We start from the raw sequence: 17,670 nt of genomic DNA on the forward strand, positions 1-17,670 counted from the left end.
CCTTGACCACGACACCACGAAGGAGCCCGGGGACGCGTGTCCCCACGCGCGTCCTGGTCGCCAACCGAGGCGAGATCGCGCTGCGCGTCATGCGTACCCTGCGACGCATGGGCATCAGCCCGGCCGCCCTGTACACCGACGCCGACGCCGACGCTCCGCACACCCTCGCCGCCGACGTGGCACTGCGGGTGGAGCACTACCTGGACGCCGAGAAGATCCTCGCCCTGGCCATGGACTGCGGGGCCACCGGCGTGCACCCCGGCTACGGATTCCTGTCCGAGAACGCCGATTTCGCCCGTGCCTGCACCGACGCTGGGCTGGTCTTCATCGGCCCACCGGCCTCCGCCATCGAGGCCATGGGCGACAAGATCCGCGCCAAGGACACCGTGGCCGCCGCCGGTGTGCCCGTGCTGGGCGGGTTCACCGAAAAACCCGGGCAGCCCTTGGGCGACGACGAGCTGCTGCGCGCCGCCGAGGAGACCGGCTATCCGTTACTCATCAAGCCCTCGGCGGGAGGTGGCGGCAAGGGTATGCGGGCCGTGCACGCGGCCGACACGTTGCTCGCCGACGCCGCGGCCGCGCGCCGGGAGGCCTTGGCCTCCTTCGGTGACGCGACCCTGCTGGTGGAGCGGTTGGTCCAGCGGCCCCGCCACATCGAGGTCCAGGTCATGGCCGATGCCCATGGCAACGTCCTGCACCTGGGCGAACGCGAGTGCAGTCTGCAACGCCGCCATCAAAAGGTGGTGGAGGAAGCGCCCTCTCCCCTGCTCACCGAGGCCCAGCGCCAGGTCATGGGCGAGGCCGCCGTGGCCGCGGCGCGTTCTTGCGGGTACGTGGGCGCCGGCACCGTGGAGTTCATCGCCCAGACCGGCCCGGACGGGGAGTTGTCGTTCTCCTTCTTGGAGATGAACACCCGGCTCCAAGTGGAGCACCCGGTCACCGAGGAGGTCGTCGCGGTACGTGGCGAGCGCGGCGTGGACCTGGTGGAACTCCAGGTGCGCGTGGCCTACGGGGCCGAGCTGCCCTTCACCCAATCCGACGTGTCCTGGGTGGGGCACGCCGTGGAGTCGAGAATCTACGCCGAGGACGCCGACCGAGGCTTTCTGCCCTCGGGCGGGCCCATTCTGTACCTGGACGAACCTTCCGGGCCGCACCTGCGCGTGGATTCGGGCATCGCCCAGGGTGGGGCGGTCACCTCCGACTTCGATCCGATGCTCGCCAAGGTGATCACCTGGGGCCAGAACCGGGCCGAGGCACTGAATCGAATGGACGCCGCACTCGCCTCCTACACGTTGTTGGGTTGTGTCACCAACACCGCCTACCTGCGCCGACTACTGCGTCATCCGCGCGTGGTCGATGGTGACCTGAGCACCGACCTCATCGCCTCCGATCCGCCCGGACCGGCACCCGACCGACTTCCCACCGTGTACGTGGCCGCGGCCTTGGACCACCAGCTCGACCTGGAGACGGGGCCGAACGCGGACCGGTTCGCGGTCCCCGACGGTTGGCGGATGGGTGGGCCCGCTTGGACCCTGTGGCGCTTGCGTGCTCCTGGGCACGACGCCGTCATCGTCCGGGTCCGGCGCGACGGCGAACCCGGGCGCTACCTGGTGAAGTCGGACGAAGGGGAGCCTCAGGCCTTCCGTGCCCGACGTCATGCCGACGACACTCGGCTCACCATCACCGACGATCAGGGCGCCCTCACCTACACCCGCGCCGACGACCCCGACACGGCCCACAGATGGCTCGGGCTCGACGGCAGCGCTTGGAGCCTGCACGAGGAACCCGTCACCGCCGCGCTCCGCGAGGACGACGCGGCCTTTGACGGCACCGTGCGCAGTCCCATGCCCGGCACCGTCCTGGACGTTCCGGTACAGATCGGTCAACGGGTCGATGCCGGCACCACCCTGGTGGTGGTCGAGGCGATGAAGATGGAGCACTCCGTACCCTCCCCGATCGACGGCACCGTCACCACCGTGGCGGTCCGTCCAGGTTCCTCCGTGCCCATGGACGCCGTCCTGGTCACCGTCGAGACCGAGAACCCGGCCGACACCCCTTCCACTTCCACCAAGGAGCAGCGATGAAGCGCCACGAATTGTCCACCGAGCACGCCGATCTGCGGGCCGCCGTGGAGACCTTCGCCCAGACCGAGGTCGCTCCGGTGATCGGCGACTTCTACGAACGGGGCGCTTTCCCGTACGACATCATCGCCAAGATGGGGCAGATGGGGCTGTTCGGACTGCCCTTCCCCGAGGAGCACGGCGGTATGGGCGGTGACTACTTCGCCCTGTGCCTGGCCCTGGAGGAGTTGGCCCGGGTGGACTCCTCCGTGGCGATCACGCTGGAGGCCGGTGTGTCGCTGGGCGCGATGCCGATCTTCCGGTTCGGTACCGAGGAGCAGAAGAAGGCGTACCTGCCCAAGCTGACCTCCGGTGAGGCTCTGGGTGCGTTCGGGTTGACCGAACCCGACGGTGGTTCGGACGCCGGGGCCACCAAGACCACGGCGCGGCTGGAGAACGGTGAGTGGGTGATCAACGGGACCAAGTCGTTCATCACCAACTCCGGGACCGACATCACCGCGTTGGTCACCGTGACCGCCGTGACCGGCCGGCGGGATGACGGGCGTCCGGAGATCTCCGCCATCCTGGTGCCCAAGGGCACCCCGGGGTTCTCGGTGGGGCAGAGGTACTCCAAGGTCGGGTGGAACGCCTCCGACACCAACGAGCTGGTGTTCGAGGACTGCCGAGTGCCCGAGGCCAACCTGGTGGGTGAGCGAGGGCGAGGGTACGCCCAGTTCCTGCGGATCCTCGACGAGGGACGGATCGCCATCGCGGCGCTGTCGGTGGGCCTGGCCCAGGGTTGCGTGGACGAGAGCGTGCGTTACGCCCACGAGCGCCAGGCGTTCGGCAACAGCATCGCGGCCTACCAGGCGATCCAGTTCAAGATCGCCGAGATGGAGGCCCGTGCGCACACGGCACGGCTGGCCTACTATGACGCGGCCTCGCGGATGCTGGCCGGCGAGCCGTTCAAGAAGGAGGCCGCGATCGCCAAGCTGGTGGCCTCCAACGCGGCGATGGACAACGCACGCGACGCCACCCAGGTGTTCGGTGGGTACGGGTTCATGAACGACTACGCGGTGGGTCGGTTCTACCGGGACGCCAAGATCCTGGAGGTGGGCGAAGGCACGAGCGAGGTGCAGAAGATGCTCATCGCCCGTGAATTGGGCCTGCCCGCCTGACCCTAGGAGAACCACGCGGCCCTGGAGCGTCATCGAGGTCCGACCTCCACGGTGGCGCCTTGGGGCCGTGTTCTTTCCCCAGGGCTCGGGGTGCGTGGTCCCTGGGTCACTGAGAGTATGGTGCCGCTTTCGACGTACCCACCCCCTCCCCCCCGAGGTCTCGGCAGCGTGCCCACCCCTTACTCCTTCCCCTCCCCCGGATTCACCGAAGCCGCTCCGCTGGGAGCCCATGATCCGCGACGTCTGGGCCCCTACCGCCTGCTCGGCAGACTCGGGTCCGGTGGGATGGGCACCGTCTATCTGGCCCGTTCCAGGTTCGGACGGCTGGTGGCGGTCAAGGCCGTCCACCCCGAACTGGCCGACGAGGCCGAGTACCGGCAGCGCTTCACCCGGGAGGTGAACGCCCTGCGTCGGGTACGTAGTCGGTTCGTTCCCCGGTTCGCCGGAGCCGCCCCGGGCGCCGACACCCCCTGGCTGGCCACCGGCCACATCGCCGGGCCCACACTACGGCGACGGGTCGAGAAGGTGCGTCCCCTGCGTGATGGTGCCTTGGCTCGGCTCTGCGCGGGGGTCGCCGCGGCCCTGGCCGACATCCACCGGGCCGGGATCGTGCACCGCGACCTCAAACCCGACAACGTCATCCTCTCCCCCAAAGGCCCGCGGGTGGTGGACTTCGGGGTCGCCGTCCCCGGAAGCGAGCGAAGCGCCCGTGGTCCCTTGTGGGGCACGCCTGGTTGGGTCGCTCCCGAGCGTCTACGGGGCGCACCCGCCACGGCCGCCTCGGACGTGTTCAACTGGGGTCAACTGACCGTCTACGCCGCCACCGGCCGCAACCCCTTCGGAACGATCGCACCGGAGGCGATCGCCCAACGGATCCTCCGAGGCGAGGCCGACCTGATCGGGCTGCCCATGGAGTACCTCCCCCTGGTACGCACCGCCCTGGACGTCGTCCCCGAACGCCGCCCCACTCCCGAGCAACTCCTACTCTCCCTGGCGCCCTGAAAATGGCCACATCCGGACAGCGTTCACCGTGCGCCGATGGGCTGTCGCGGTCGGCGCAACGGACCGTACCTGTGATGGGGCACATGTATCTGAGGTGAGGGGTGAGCACGTCGTGGTTACGGAGAACGGTCCCGGGGGGTGACAATCAGCGATAATCACCACAGAATGGACCCACATGGCCGACGCGGGCCCCCTGTTCTCCCGGGCACGTGTCGGGCCCGGACCGCCACGGCGCTCCCGCTCCGGGTCCCTCGGGCCTTCTCACATTCCCCACCGGAGGAGTCACCGGATGGAAGGCGCCCTGCCGATGATCGCCCTGGCCACCGTGGTGGTGTCGGCCGGAGTGATCATCGTCGCCGCGCACTTTCGCAAGGAGCGGGTCACCGAACTGCGGCAGTGGGCACAGCGGAACGGCTTCGGTTACGTCGAACACGCGCCTGTGCCCCTGGCCGATACCGCCCTGCCACGAATCCTCCAGAGCCACGCCCCACGGGCGCGCCACCTCCTCACCGGTCGGCGTGGGCGCCACTCGGTCATCATGTTCGAGCTCAACCACCCCGCCGACCGACGTGGCGGCGGATCCGCGCTCGCCCACCGCGTCGTGGCCGTGCGCACCCCTGGTCCCGTCGCGAACCTGGAGATTCGCCGCCGTGACCTGGCCCACGCCGTTCCCTTCGACGAACGGGGCACACCCGAGGAGGTCGAGAAGGCCTTCGCCTCGGCCTTCCACACCATCGGCGGGGACGAGCGCTTCACGCGAAACGCCCTGGGACGGAACACCATCTCCTGGATGTTGGCGGACTTTCGGTCACGGTCCTTCCCGGTGCGCTTCGCCGACGGCCACGTCCTCACCTGGACGCCCATGCGGCTGGATCCCGACCGTGCACTGACCGCGGCGGACTATCTGATCGATCTGGTCGACCGTGTCCCCTCTCACGTCTGGGCCTGCGACACGGCTGATTCCTGAGCAGCCGATCACGACCCCGGGTCGACATGGGCGGATCTTCGGTCACACTGTCAGGTCCGGATAAAATTCGGCTTACCCCGACCTCAAGGAGCAGGCCCCCATGAGCGACCCCGACGCCACCCACCGCATTTCGCGCGCCGATCTCTTCCGCGACGACGAGGAGGAGACCACCCCGGACCCCGACTCCACGGCACAGATCTCCCGTGAGGACCTCTTCAAGGACGACCCGAAACCGCGTGAGCAGGGCTGAATCGCCCAGCACCTCCAGACCGCGAGAGCGCCCGCTCCTTGAAGGGAACGGGCGCTCCTCGGCGATGGATCAGCGACGTTCCCGCACGGCGGTGACGATCTCGGCGACCGCCTCGTCGATCGGCACTCCGTTGTTCTGCGAACCGTCCCGGTAGCGGAAGGACACCGCGTCCTTGCTGATGTCGTCGTCACCGGCCAGCAGCATGAAGGGCACCTTCTGCTTCTGGGCGTTACGGATCTTCTTCTGCATCCGATCGTCGCTCGCGTCCACCTCCACGCGGATACCCTCGGCGCGCAGCTTGGCCCGGATCTCCTGGAGATAGGGCACGTGCTCGTCGGCGATCGGGATACCCACCACCTGAACCGGGGCCAGCCACGCCGGGAACGCACCCGCGTAGTGCTCCAGCAGGACCGCGAAGAACCGCTCGATGGAACCGAACAGGGCCCGGTGGATCATCACCGGGCGTTGCCGAGAACCGTCCGCCGCGGTGTACTCCAGGTCGAAGCGCTCGGGCAGGTTGAAGTCGACCTGGATGGTGGACATCTGCCAGGTGCGGCCGATGGCGTCCTTGGCCTGCACCGAGATCTTGGGACCGTAGAAGGCTGCGCCGCCCGGGTCCATGACCAGGTTCAGTCCCTGCTTCTCGGCGGCCTCGCGCAGGATCGCGGTGGCCTCCTCCCACACGTGGTCCTCACCGATGTACTTCTCCGGGTCCTTGGTGGACAGTTCCAGGTAGAAGTCGTCGAGGCCGTAGTCGCGCAGCAGGTCCAGCACGAAGGTGAGCAGCGAGTCGAGCTCGCCGGCCATCTGTTCCTTGGTGCAGTAGATGTGCGCGTCGTCCTGGGTGAAGCCGCGCGCGCGGGTCAGACCGTGCACCACGCCCGACTTCTCGTACCGGTACACGGTGCCGAACTCGAACAGGCGCAGCGGCAGCTCACGGTAGGAGCGCCCGCGCGCGTCGAAGATCAGGTTGTGCATCGGGCAGTTCATCGGCTTGAGGTAGTAGTCCTGGCCGCCATCGAGTTGCATGGGCGGGTACATACCCTCCGCGTACCAGTCCAGGTGCCCCGACTTCTCGAACAGGGTGCTCTTGGTGGCGTGCGGGGAGTAGACGAACTCGTAGCCGCCCTCCTCGTGGCGCTTGCGCGAGTAGTCCTCCATCACCCGGCGGATGACGCCGCCCTTGGGATGGAAGACCGCCAGGCCGGAGCCGATCTCGTCCGGGATGGAGAACAGGTCGAGTTCGGAGCCGAGCTTGCGGTGGTCGCGCTTCTCGGCCTCTTCCAGGAAGGTCAGGTACGCCTTGAGCGCGTCCTTGTTCTCCCAGGCGGTGCCATAGATCCGCTGCAGCTGTGGGTTGGTCTCCTTACCACGCCAGTAGGCCGCTGCGGTGCGCATCAGTTTGAAGGCCGGGATGACCTTGGTGGTGGGCACGTGCGGGCCGCGACACAGGTCCTTCCAGCACAACTCGCCGGTGCGCGGGTGAACGTTGTCGTAGATGGTGAGTTCACCGGCGCCGACCTCGGCGGAGGCACCCTCGGCGGCCTCGGCCGCGCCACCCTTGAGGCCGATCAGTTCCAGCTTGTAGGGCTCGGTGGCCAGCTCGGCACGGGCGTCGTCGTCGGAGACCGCACGCCGGTCGAAGCGCTGCCCCTGCTTGATGATCTGTTGCATCTTCTTCTCGATGCCCTTGAGATCGGCCGGGGTGAAGGGCTCGGCGACGTCGAAGTCGTAGTAGAACCCGTTCTCGACGGGCGGGCCGATACCCAGCTTGGCCTCGGGGAAGAGCTCCTGCACGGCTTGGGCCAAGACGTGCGCGGTGGAGTGGCGCAGGATGGCGCGCCCCTGCTCGGAGTCGATCGCGATCGGCTCGACGGTGTCACCGTCGCTCAGTTCCCAGACCAGGTCACGGGGCTCACCATTGACCAGGGCCGCGATGACGGTCTTGCCGTCCGCTTCCAGTGCCTGTCCCGCGGTGGTCGTGGCCGCCACCGCACGCGGGGTTCCGGCGAGGGTGATGTGCAGCTCAGGCGCGGCGGACAAGGTGACTCCCAGGGATACGTCGTTGTCGTGGACACGTACCGGCCACCGGTGAGGGCGGCCTGGTGTTTCGTCCCCGATGCTATCGGCTCTTCGGTGGGACCGCCGCGTTGTCCACAGGGGTGGTCGGAGGTCGTGGAGACGCCCCGACCCGCCACCGGGGATGTGGGAGGAAGCGGTCGTCAGAGCACACGGACGTGATTCGGTCAGAGGATTCGGCCACCGTGCTACTCGGTCCGCTCAGGCGTCCCAGGGAGCCCGGTACGGCCAACGGCCGATACTTCTGCTGTGGAATGTCGGCTTTCCTCTGATTCGTTATGGGTTCTACTACGGGCCATTGCTCCAGGCCATGAGATCAGTGAGAATCAGCAGACATCCGACCTGGCCCGAGTTCGTACCGAATGCAGTCCGAAGCATCGACCGAATATTGTGAGCGCATGTCACCGAGTCCATATGACGGACCTCCGGCACCGGAGACATCCCCTCGTCGCCGAGCCCGTGTACGCCGGTGGAGGCGACTGCGCGCCCGGCTCACGCTCTTTCGCCGGCGCATGCACACCCACCCGGTACTGCACCTGCCTTGGCTGATCCTCGTGGGCACCGTGGGGGCCGTGGTCTTCCTGGCCGGTGTCGTCATGTTGGTGGTCCCCGGCCCCGGCGTCGCCTCGATGCTGTTGGGACTACTCATCCTCAGCACCGAGTTCCGCTGGGCGCGGCGAATGTTGCACCCGGCCAAGGTCTGGGCGATACGCGGCGAACGGTGGGCCTTGCGACTCAAGGACGACTACCTGAGACGCTTTCGTCGAAGACGGGCCGCACGCCGTGCACGGGACTCCGGTGACCCCACCCAATAGGCGGGCACCTATCCCGCGACGGTTTCCCACCGGAACCCGACCCCAAGAGCAAAGTCGCACGTTGCTCGCTCTTGGGTCGACCATGCGCCGACCGAAAACGAAAAAGAAGGGCCGGATCCGCTTCGTACGGACCCGGCCCTTCGGCCTTGTGGGCGATACTGGACTCGAACCAGTGACCTCATCGGTGTGAACGATGCGCTCTAGCCAACTGAGCTAATCGCCCTGGGCTGCTGCCTCGTCCGGCCTCGTCGGCCTGACAAGAAAAACTCTAGCGCATGTTCTGGGGTGCTCGGCCCACATGGACCCACCCAACGAACCCACACTAGGGTGATGGAGATCACATATCTTTGTTCATGGCCTCCGGCAGGGAGCCACCGGCGGCCACGATTCCCGCAATGAGTAGGAGTTCCCGCTCTCGGGCCCCTCCCCGAGCGACCACGAGTTGACCTTCGCGTGACACGGGACACCCATTATGGGGAAATCTTTGGTTTCCCCTGGTCATTACAGTGACCAAGGATCGTGGTGCCGCCTCGCGGCGCGCCGGGCCCGCTGAGCGGACGGCGAGATCTCCGGTCCCATCGACCAAGAAAAGTCTCCGTACTCACGTCATGGTCCGCGGGTGGCCGCGTTGGAACGAGTGAGACGGCAACCCGGCCGGCGCCCCAGGAACGTCTGGGCCGGACGAGAAAAGGTTTGGCGAACATGAACAGTAGCGACATCACCGCCACCGCTGAATTGGGCCTGCGACTCGTGGTCCCGGAACGCACCGCTGTCCCGTTGGTCGCGCGGCTCGACTACAGCGCTGACGACCCCTACGCGATTCGGGTGGCCTTCCACACCGGTGAGGACAGCCCGGTGGAGTGGATCTTCGCACGTGAACTGCTCACCGTGGGGATCGTGCGGCCGGTGGGAGAGGGCGACGTGCGCGTGTGGCCCTCTAAGGACGAGAGCGGTGAGCGTTCGGTGAGCATCGCGCTTTCCTCGCCCTTCGGGCAGGCCGAGTTCGACACCCAGGTCCCCCCCTTGGCCGAGTTCCTCCACCGCACCTACGAGATCGTCCCGGCCGGCCAGGAAGGCCGGTTCGTCGACCTCGACCAGGAGATCCAGCAGCACCTCCACTCCTGAGGAGCGGCCCGGTCGGTGCCGCGTGTCGCGGGGACCGAAGCGAAGGAGGGGCGGCGCCTGGGCGCCGCCCCTCCTCTTTCATGCGCACGGTGCGATCACGGGTCCAGGTCCGCGGCGGAACGCTCCGCGAACACGGCCATCGCTTTGGCCGTGACCGGTCCCGCCTCGGCCGACACCCTGTGCTCATCGATGTTGAGAATGGGCTGCACGTCCCGGCCGGTCGAGGTCAAGAACGCCTCGGTGATCTCGGGCAGGCGTTCCATGGGAACGTCCTCCTCCTCGCCCCCGAACCACTCCAGGACGAGTTCTCGGGTGATTCCGGCCAGCGGTCCGGCCGACAGTGGCGGCGTCACCAGACGACCGTCCAGCACCACGAAGACGTTGCTTCCGGTGCCCTCGCACAGATTCCCGGAGACGTTGCGCAAGATCGCCTCGGTGGCGCCCCGTTCACGGGCGTAGGCCAAGGCCCGCACGTTGTCGGCGTAGGAGGTGGTCTTGAGCCCGGCCAGGGCACCGAACTCATTGCGCGGCCACGGCGCCAGAGCCACGTTCGTGTGCGGGGCGATCGCCGGGAAGGGGGCCATCGCCACGATGACCGTTTGTTCTCCTTGGGCACGGTCCGATCCGAGCGGCCCGACACCATCGGTGACGGTGATGCGCACCCGGGCGTCGGAGAGTTCCGAGTTGGCCGCCACGGCCTGTGCGACACCGTCCGCGATCGACTCCAGGTCCGGCTCGTCCATCCCCAGCCCGGCCGCGGAGCGGGCCAGACGCTTCAGATGACGGGTGAGCGCGAAGGGGCGACCGTTGTGCGCCCGGACGGTCTCGAACACGCCATCGCCGACGGTGACACCGTGATCGACCACCGGGATCCGAGCGTTTTCCTCCTCGACCAGGGCACCACGGCCGTAACCGGCGCCGGCGATCCACACCTTCATTGCAACCCCCAAGTCTCAAGGGCCCTGGTCGGGCCGGTGTCCTCGTCGAATCCTCCCACTTCCACACCCACGCCCATCGAGTGACCGGCGACACATCGCGCTACCCGCCATCGAGGCCCTTGGCAAGTGGTCTGACCGGCACCGGCCGCCGAGGAAGGTCCCGAGAACTTCTTTCGCCTCGTCAAAGCAGTTCAGCGTGGTGCTTTTCCCGATCGTGCGCATCGAAACCGGGACGCCGTCCGGACAGGTAGGTTACGAATGACTATCATCTGGGCAACGCTTATGCGGGACCGGAGGACACCGCGACCTCTCCCCGCACCACACCCGCAGAGCGCGTGCTTCGCGCATGATCCACACCAGAACACAGCGAAGAGAGACATGACCCCACCGAGCACCGCCCGCGGCGAACTCAGCTGGCTGCTGGACGACCTCCTGACTCGCGCCTCGGGCACACAGCACGCCATCGTCCTGTCCACCGACGGCCTCCTGATGGCGACCTCCAGCGGCCTCGACCGCCCTGCGGCCGAACACCTCTCGGCGATCGCCTCGGGACTGCACAGCCTGGCGGGGGGAGCCAGCAAACAGTTCTCCGCCGGAAACATCCGGCAGAGCATCATCGAGATGGATCGCGCCTTCCTCTTCGTCGCCGCGGCCGGTGACGGAGCCTGCATGGCGCTGATGTCCGAATCCGACAGTGACGTGGGGCTGATCGCCTACGAGATGAACAAGGTGATCGAACGGGTCGGTCAGTACCTGTCCGCTCCTCCCCGCCCGGACATACCCTCCGCCCCCGCCCACGTGGAGAACTAGTTCCTGCCGCCGCGGCGGGCCCTGATCGGCCTGCCACGGCAGGACCCGAGAACCCACGGCGAACTCGATTTCGCACTTGCCCGAACATCCGCTAAAGTTCTTAACGCAGCGAGGGACATGGCGACCGACACGAACCGGAGGCCGAATCCCACTCGCCGCGCGGACGTGGCTCAGCTGGTAGAGCATCACCTTGCCAAGGTGAGGGTCGCGGGTTCGAATCCCGTCGTCCGCTCGAAGGATTCGCGAGGTGCCACCGAGGTGACACCGAAGGATCCGGCCGGAAACAGCGTTTCCAGGTCACACGCGGACGTGGCTCAGCTGGTAGAGCATCACCTTGCCAAGGTGAGGGTCGCGGGTTCGAATCCCGTCGTCCGCTCGGAGAAAGGCACATGGGTGCCGTTCGGCTCCCTCGTGCTTAGTTCAAGCCGGCGTGGCCGAGTGGCTTAGGCAAGGGACTGCAAATCCCTGTACACGGGTTCGACTCCCGTCGCCGGCTCCAGATGTACCTCATCTCGCATGAGGGCGATTAGCTCAGTTGGCTAGAGCACTACCTCGACACGGTAGGGGTCACAGGTTCGAGTCCTGTATCGCCCACTTCACTCTGAAACGACCCTGCTAGGGGCCTCCGGCCTCCTGGCAGGGTCGTTTCGTCGTTCCACTCGGAGCACGACCCCCGAACTCCCGATCAAGCCGCACCCAAGGCCAGGACTTCGGTTCTGGCCTTCGGTGTTTTCAAGGCCTCTTCCGTGGAGACTTCCGGGAGAACACGGACGTCCCCTCTCAGGGCGGATCAGAGCAGACCGGCCTCCGTCGCCCGAACGGCCACCCCGGCTCGGCTGCGAGCGCCGAGTTTGGTGACGATGCGGCTCACACGGTCCTTGACCGTATGCACGCTGAGGTGGACCCGGTCGGAGATCTCCTGGTTGGAGTAACCGTCCGCCACCAGCCGGATGATCTCCAGGTCTTCGTGCAGTCCCAACGAACGCGCGGTCTCCAACCGGAATGATCCCTCGACCGCCTCAAGCGCCCGTTCGACTCGCGCCGGGTCGATGGCGACCTGGCCGGCCATGAGGTTCAGACGGCGGTACACGTCCATCGCGGCTCTTTGCTGGTCGTCCAGCAGGGCCAGTCGGCTGGTCTTTTCCGCCAACTCCTCTTGGAGGCGGCGCAGTTCGGTGATGTCGCGACCGACGCCCTGGCGTCCGATCAACTCGCCATCCCTATACATGCTGCCGGCGTGTACTTCGAGTTCACGGACTTGGCCGTCCGGCCGTCGGATCCGTGTCTCGAAGAAAGGATTGCGTTGCGGGTCCTCCATGCCGAGCCTGAAGTGCTCGGCGGTATCGGGCAGCGAATCGGGGTCGACCACGACGGAAAAATGTCGGCCCATGAGCTCTTCGGCCTGCCGGCCGAAGATACGCGCGCCGGCCGGATTCACGTAGGTGAACCGTCCTTCGACGTCGACGGCGTACACGACATCGGCCAACCGCGCCAAGAGGTCTTGGTAGTCGAGGGCCGGCCGCTCAGATGTGCTCACCCTACGAACCTACTCGATTCGGCCTTCGACGCTTCGGGGCGTTTCCCTCCGTGGCCAGGGGCGGTCGGACCACCCGTTCGGGTGTGTGCCGACGAGCTCCGGGGGTGGTCGGCACCTGCGGATTCAACGCACGATGTGTTCCGAGCAACACTCTCGAGGAAGCGAGGAATCCCCATGGCCCTGCCTGCGGGCTCCGTCGAGAAATCGATCTCTGATCGACTGATGGGAGCCAAGAGCCTGGCGGACCTGCTGTTGTCGACCGCACGAGCCAACCCCGACCAGGTCGCCCTTCGATCCCACGAGACGGGTCTGGAGTGGACCTACGAGGAAACGATGAACCGCATCGGCGCGGTGGCACGGAGGTTGGATTCGCTTGGAATCGATCGCGGCGAGCCGGTCGCGTTGATGCTCAGGAACCGGCCGGAGTTCCACGTGGTGGATGCCGCGGTCATGATGCTCGGGGCGGTGCCCTTCAGTATCTACAACACTTCCGCGTCCGATCAGATCGCCTACGTCCTCGCCGACTCCGGGGCCAAGGTGGTCATCGCGGAGTCCACTTTCCTGGAAACGCTGGTTCTCGCCCGTGCGTCCGCTCCGTCGGTCGAGCACGTCGTGGTGATCGACCGAGTCACCGAGACACACGAGGACCTGGTCACCGAACTCGCCGCGACCAAGACCGATTTCGACTTCTCCGTCGCCGACCTCGTCGAACCACATGATCTGCTGACACTCATCTACACCTCCGGGACCACCGGAGAGCCCAAGGGGGTCGAACTCACCCACCACGGCATGCTGGCCCAGTTGCGAGGGGTGCACGAGGCCATGCCGCTGCCGGGACACGGCCGGCAGGTCTCGTTTCTTCCAGCGGCCCACGTCGCCGACCGTTGGACTTCGCACTACTCGGCCTTCATGGCCTACGCGAACACCCTGACCTGTGTCGAAGACATGAGCGGCCTCGCCGTGGCCGTCGCACGGACCAGGCCCACGGTGTTCGGCGCCGTTCCCCGTGTGTGGGAGAAGTTCAAGGCGGCACTCGAAGCGGGTCACCCCGGTGATCTCATGGCCGACGCCCTCGCCGATCCAGCGCTGGGCGCGACCCTTCGCACCAGGCTCGGGCTCGACGAAACGGTCTGGGCCGTCACCGGTGCCGCGCCCACCCCGCGCGGGGTACTCGAATTCTTCGCGGCTCTGGGCCTGCCGTTGTGCGAAGTCCTGGGCATGTCCGAGGTTTCGTGCTGTGTGGCGATCAACACCCCTGAGGAGCTTCGGCTCGGAAGCGTCGGGCGCCCCTTGGGTACGGTCGAGGTCGCCCTGGCGGACGATGGTGAGCTCCTCGTGCGCGGTCCTCAGGTGATGCGGGGGTACCGGGGTGCTCCGGACAAGACCTCGACGGCCATCGATGGCCAGGGCTGGTTGCGCACCGGGGACATCGGTCGTATCGACGAGGACGGATTCCTCTGGATCATCGACCGCAAGAAGGAATTGATCATCAACGCGGCCGGCAAGAACATGTCACCGGCCAACATCGAAATGGCGATTCGCTCGGCCGGGAACTTGGTGGAACAGGTCGCGGTCATCGGCGACGGTCGTCCGTACAACGTGGCGTTGATCGTCGCCGACCCCGCACGAGTGAGCCAAGCGGGCCTCGACGGATCGGAATTGAGGCTCCGGGTCCAAGAGCAGATCGACCGGGCCAACGCCACACTGGCCCGAGTCGAGCAGATCAAGAAGTTCACCCTCCTGTCCCGTGGTTGGCGACCGGGTCATGAGCTCACGCCGACCATGAAACTGCGTCGCCGTGTCATCGACGATCTCTACTCGGCGGAGATCGAGGAACTCTTCGCCTGACGGAAACCACCGCCAAGCGCTCCGATCACGAAGTATCGGCCCGGCTCGGCACCGAGGCGACCAAGGCGCCTCGACACGGCAGAGGTCCTTGGTCCGGACTTCCACTCGACCGGCGGCATCCGAGGCCTGGACTTGGGGGCTCTCGGAGAAGGAAACGACCCTGTTCGGAGGCGGGGACCTTCGAACAGGGTCGGACCGTCATCTCAGGGGCGCTCGCTCACCGCGTGTGCGTCGGCCCGGGTCAGTTCTCCTGGCACTCCACCCTCGGATCGATGTTCACGCCATCCACCTCGGCGGTGAAGCCGAAGTCGGTGCTCTCCCCCGGCGCGAGGGTGCCGTTGTGGGCCACGTTGGTCACCTCGAAGTGGGCTCCGTGGTTGACCCACTCGCCGTTCCACAGGCTGGTGATCTCCTGGCGGTTGGCGAAGACCCAGTCCACCATCCAACCGTTGGTTCCGGCCTCACCCGCCGTGACCGTCACCAGCGCCTGGAAGCCACCGGACCAAGAGTTGACGATCTCGTACTCGGCCGTGCAGTAGCCCTCCTCTGGGCCCGTGGTCGGCTCGTCGGTCGGCTCCTCGGTGGGCTCATCCGTCGGCTCATCGGTGGGCTCGTCCGTGGGCTCGTCCGTGGGTTCGTCGGTCGGTCCGCCATCACCGACGAAGACCACGTCGGAGCAGTTGTAGAACGCCTCCGGGCTGTCCGAGCGTTCCCAGACCGAGTAGACGACGTGCTGTCCACTGCGATCGGGCAGGTCCACGTCCCAGTAGTACTCGGCGCCCGCCTCGCCCCCTGAACGCAGCGGCGGGTCGACGGCCTCATCGATGAGTTCCAGGTCGTCCCAGGTCACCGGCTGGTTCGGCGACCAGTCCGCGTTCGTGACGTAGGTGAAGAACGTGCCCGGGTGCGGCGCCCAGGCGTTGTGGTGGAACTCCACCGTCGTGTTGGGTTGCAGGTTGGTGGTCGGCCAGTCGTCCCGGACCGCGTTGAAGGCACTGAACTCGGGCGTCGGACCGCACAGCTCACCATCGGCGACGAACTCGCGGTGCCGGCCATCCGAATTGGAGATCAAGTTGCCGAACCAGTTCCAGTACGCGTAGTCGCCGCCCTCGGCCAAGGCATCGACGCAGGCCGGGTTGGTGGGTGCCAGCGCCCCGCCGCTGCTCCCGCCCGTGGCGTCCTGGAAGCAGGCGTAGGTGCGGGAGGCCGGGTAGGTGAAGGCCCCGTGGGCCTCGGCCGGCTCGGGGGAGGCGAGCACGGCGTACCCGGCCAGGAGGGCTCCGGCGCCCAGCAGGGTGGGAACGAGCGCCTTCTTTCTCATTGCTCTCATTGTCAGCACTTCCTCATACAGGGGGATGAACAGCCCGGTTTCGGGCCGATGGGGTCAGAGCGCCGCGCAGACGGGCTCAGGGATCAAGGGGTCGCCTTGGGAGGAGCCGATGAGGCCGAAGGAGGTGGACTCCCCTTGGGCCAGCGCCCCGTTGTAGGCGGCGTTGGTGGCGGTGACGGTGCCACCGGAGGTCGTGACCCGCGCGCCCCAGGACTGATTCACCGACTCACCCGCGGGCAGCTCCCAGGTGACGGTCCAGGCCTCCAGGGCCGTTCCCGCGGTGATGGTCACCTCGGCCTGGTGACCACTCCCCCAGGAACCGACCACGCTGTACTGGGCGGTGCAGTCATCCGAGGGCTCCGTGGGCCCTTCGGTGGGCTGCTCGGTCGGCTGCTCGGTGGGCTCCGGCGCGGGGCCGTCGAAGATGGGCGCCCGCACGGCGGTCTGGGCGATACCGTTCGGTCCGTGGAAGATCCGCTCACCCCATTCACTGAGGTTCGCGGGATCGAAGTCGATCGCCATGTCCAGGTAGTCGACACCGCCGCTGTTGCCGCTCCAGGACCAACCGATGTAGCCCAGACCCAGCCGTTCGGCGTGCGCCATGATGGCGTCCTCATCGGGGTCGCCGTCACTGTGAAAGTGGCCGAACTCACCGATGACCAGGGGCAGCCCCGCGTCGACGAAGCTCTCCAGGTAGTCGACGATCACCGACTCCTGCTCGTAGACGCCGTACATGTGGATGGAGAACACCGTGTTGGCGTCGGGGTCGGCGGCGAAGACCTCCGCCGCCTCCTCACGCATGATTCCCTGCCAGTCCTGGCCCCAGTTGGGGGCGTCCACTACCAGGGTGTGCGTGAAGCCGGCGTCGCGAAGCCGATTGATCGCGTCGGCGGTGTCGGCCGCCCAGTTCCGGTTGGTGGCCTCGTCGTTGCCGTAGGGCTCGTTTCCTATGTTGACCAGGACGTAGTCCTCTTCTCCCTGGACCGCTTCCTGGATACGCAGCCAGTAGTCGACGGCCTGATCGAGGGTGGCCGCCTCGGCGTCTTCTCCGTAACCGGTCGTGTCGTGCACCTCCAACATGCAGATCACGCGGTTGGCCTTGCAGTCGGCGACGACCTCGGTCACCTCCGAGACATCGTTCTCGTCCCAACGATCACCACTGCTCAGCACGACACGCACGGCGTTGGCGCCCAATGCGGAGATGTCGGTGATGGATTGGTCCTGGTGGGTGAACCAGGTGTGCGCGTGACTGACGCCACGGAGGACGAAGTCGTTGCCCCCGGCATCGACCAGACGTCCGTCGACCACCCGAAAGCCGCTGTCCGCGTGCGCCGGCAGCGAGACCGTCGCGAAGGAGAGCACGAGGGCCAGCACCGAGCCCACCGCCAGGAGGACGTTGCGAATCATGGGAGCCTTTCCCTTCAGGCAGACCCGCCCGTGGGTCGGGCGGGACCCGGCCGGGTGAGAGGCACCCGGCCGGGCGGGGGCGGATGAGGAACCCCTGTTACTGGATCGGTGGGTGGGCGTTGGCGAGCAACTCCTGGAACTGGGCGGAGAACCAGTGCCCCGAGACCGGAGCGTTGGGCAACGCGCCGCTCATGCTCTCACCGTTGCGCGGGTTGCCCTCATAGGTGGGATCGCACATCCGGTCGAAACCCTTACCCTCGTCGTTGGGGATCTCTTCGCTGGAGCCGTCGGACTCACCCGGAGGCTTCATCCACACATAGGCAT

The 17,670-nt window shown here is 66.9% G+C and carries 14 protein-coding genes, 5 tRNA genes and 1 pseudogene; 13 read left to right on the forward strand and 7 right to left on the reverse strand.

The features are described from left to right. Positions 1–2 precede the first annotated feature (2 nt). The 5 genes from D472_RS0118260 (at position 3) to D472_RS28710 (ending at position 5,457) form a co-directional block, all read left to right on the forward strand. Entirely contained in the window at positions 3–2,084 is a 2,082-nt protein-coding gene (locus D472_RS0118260) for an acetyl/propionyl/methylcrotonyl-CoA carboxylase subunit alpha (protein ID WP_017605917.1), read from the forward strand. Then, positions 2,081–3,238 carry an acyl-CoA dehydrogenase family protein gene (locus D472_RS0118265; RefSeq protein ID WP_017605918.1) on the forward strand — a complete coding sequence of 386 codons (1,158 nt, stop codon included), beginning with the start codon at positions 2,081–2,083 and terminating at the stop codon, positions 3,236–3,238. The genes D472_RS0118260 and D472_RS0118265 overlap by 4 nt, the downstream gene beginning before the upstream one ends. 168 nt (positions 3,239–3,406) lie before the next feature. Further along, on the forward strand, positions 3,407–4,240 hold the full coding sequence (locus D472_RS0118270; protein WP_017605919.1) for a serine/threonine-protein kinase: 834 nt from the start codon (positions 3,407–3,409) through the stop codon (positions 4,238–4,240). 289 nt (positions 4,241–4,529) lie between these two features. Continuing rightward, positions 4,530–5,207 (forward strand): hypothetical protein, encoded by a 678-nt coding sequence (locus D472_RS0118275; RefSeq protein WP_017605920.1) that lies wholly within the window; start codon positions 4,530–4,532, stop codon positions 5,205–5,207. 100 nt (positions 5,208–5,307) lie between these two features. Then, positions 5,308–5,457, forward strand: coding sequence for a hypothetical protein (locus D472_RS28710; RefSeq protein WP_017605921.1), 150 nt, complete (start codon positions 5,308–5,310; stop codon positions 5,455–5,457). 69 nt (positions 5,458–5,526) lie between these two features. On the opposite strand, the gene thrS is transcribed toward D472_RS28710, so the two are convergent. After that, positions 5,527–7,500, reverse strand: coding sequence for a threonine--tRNA ligase (gene thrS, locus D472_RS0118285; protein WP_017605922.1), 1,974 nt, complete (start codon positions 7,498–7,500; stop codon positions 5,527–5,529). 548 nt (positions 7,501–8,048) lie between these two features. Between thrS and D472_RS0118290 the strand changes: the two genes are divergently transcribed. After that, positions 8,049–8,351 (forward strand): PGPGW domain-containing protein, encoded by a 303-nt coding sequence (locus D472_RS0118290; RefSeq protein ID WP_017605923.1) that lies wholly within the window; start codon positions 8,049–8,051, stop codon positions 8,349–8,351. A 149-nt stretch (positions 8,352–8,500) separates the two neighbouring features. Here D472_RS0118290 and D472_RS0118295 read toward each other — a convergent pair. After that, positions 8,501–8,574: transfer RNA gene (locus tag D472_RS0118295), tRNA-Val, on the reverse strand. A 479-nt stretch (positions 8,575–9,053) separates the two neighbouring features. Here D472_RS0118295 and D472_RS0118300 point away from each other — a divergent pair. Next, positions 9,054–9,476: an SsgA family sporulation/cell division regulator gene (locus D472_RS0118300; RefSeq protein ID WP_017605924.1), complete on the forward strand. Its 423-nt coding sequence runs from the start codon at positions 9,054–9,056 to the stop codon at positions 9,474–9,476. A gap of 95 nt (positions 9,477–9,571) precedes the next feature. On the opposite strand, the gene D472_RS0118305 is transcribed toward D472_RS0118300, so the two are convergent. Further along, positions 9,572–10,414 carry an aminotransferase class IV gene (locus D472_RS0118305; RefSeq protein ID WP_017605925.1) on the reverse strand — a complete coding sequence of 281 codons (843 nt, stop codon included), beginning with the start codon at positions 10,412–10,414 and terminating at the stop codon, positions 9,572–9,574. Between the two features lie 378 nt (positions 10,415–10,792). Here D472_RS0118305 and D472_RS0118310 point away from each other — a divergent pair, with 378 nt between their 5' ends. The 5 genes from D472_RS0118310 to D472_RS0118330 all read left to right on the forward strand — a co-directional run bounded on the left by D472_RS0118310 (position 10,793) and on the right by D472_RS0118330 (position 11,818). Then, on the forward strand, positions 10,793–11,224 hold the full coding sequence (locus D472_RS0118310) for a roadblock/LC7 domain-containing protein (RefSeq protein ID WP_017605926.1): 432 nt from the start codon (positions 10,793–10,795) through the stop codon (positions 11,222–11,224). 159 nt (positions 11,225–11,383) lie between these two features. Continuing rightward, positions 11,384–11,456 (forward strand) — tRNA-Gly (locus D472_RS0118315). Positions 11,457–11,527: 71 nt separating this feature from the next. Continuing rightward, a tRNA-Gly gene (locus tag D472_RS0118320) sits at positions 11,528–11,600 on the forward strand. A gap of 48 nt (positions 11,601–11,648) precedes the next feature. After that, positions 11,649–11,723 (forward strand) — tRNA-Cys (locus tag D472_RS0118325). A 21-nt stretch (positions 11,724–11,744) separates the two neighbouring features. After that, positions 11,745–11,818, forward strand: a tRNA-Val gene (locus D472_RS0118330). Positions 11,819–12,014: 196 nt separating this feature from the next. Here the strand turns inward: D472_RS0118330 and D472_RS0118335 are convergent. Continuing rightward, on the reverse strand, positions 12,015–12,761 hold the full coding sequence (locus tag D472_RS0118335; RefSeq protein WP_017605927.1) for a PAS domain S-box protein: 747 nt from the start codon (positions 12,759–12,761) through the stop codon (positions 12,015–12,017). A gap of 174 nt (positions 12,762–12,935) precedes the next feature. Between D472_RS0118335 and D472_RS0118340 the strand changes: the two genes are divergently transcribed. After that, complete coding sequence (locus D472_RS0118340) at positions 12,936–14,609, forward strand: AMP-dependent synthetase/ligase (RefSeq protein ID WP_017605928.1); 1,674 nt, start codon at positions 12,936–12,938, stop codon at positions 14,607–14,609. Positions 14,610–14,850: 241 nt separating this feature from the next. Here the strand turns inward: D472_RS0118340 and D472_RS0118345 are convergent, their stop codons facing one another. The 3 genes and pseudogenes from D472_RS0118345 to D472_RS25925 form a co-directional block, all read right to left on the reverse strand. Beyond that, entirely contained in the window at positions 14,851–15,930 is a 1,080-nt protein-coding gene (locus D472_RS0118345) for a lytic polysaccharide monooxygenase (protein ID WP_017605929.1), read from the reverse strand. Positions 15,931–15,993: 63 nt separating this feature from the next. Beyond that, positions 15,994–17,346: a cellulase family glycosylhydrolase gene (locus D472_RS0118350; RefSeq protein WP_017605930.1), complete on the reverse strand. Its 1,353-nt coding sequence runs from the start codon at positions 17,344–17,346 to the stop codon at positions 15,994–15,996. Between the two features lie 97 nt (positions 17,347–17,443). Then, positions 17,444–17,670: pseudogene (locus D472_RS25925) on the reverse strand (glycoside hydrolase family 6 protein); the annotation flags it as partial.

This window comes from Nocardiopsis alkaliphila YIM 80379 (assembly GCF_000341005.1).
Lineage (GTDB): Bacteria > Actinomycetota > Actinomycetes > Streptosporangiales > Streptosporangiaceae > Nocardiopsis > Nocardiopsis alkaliphila.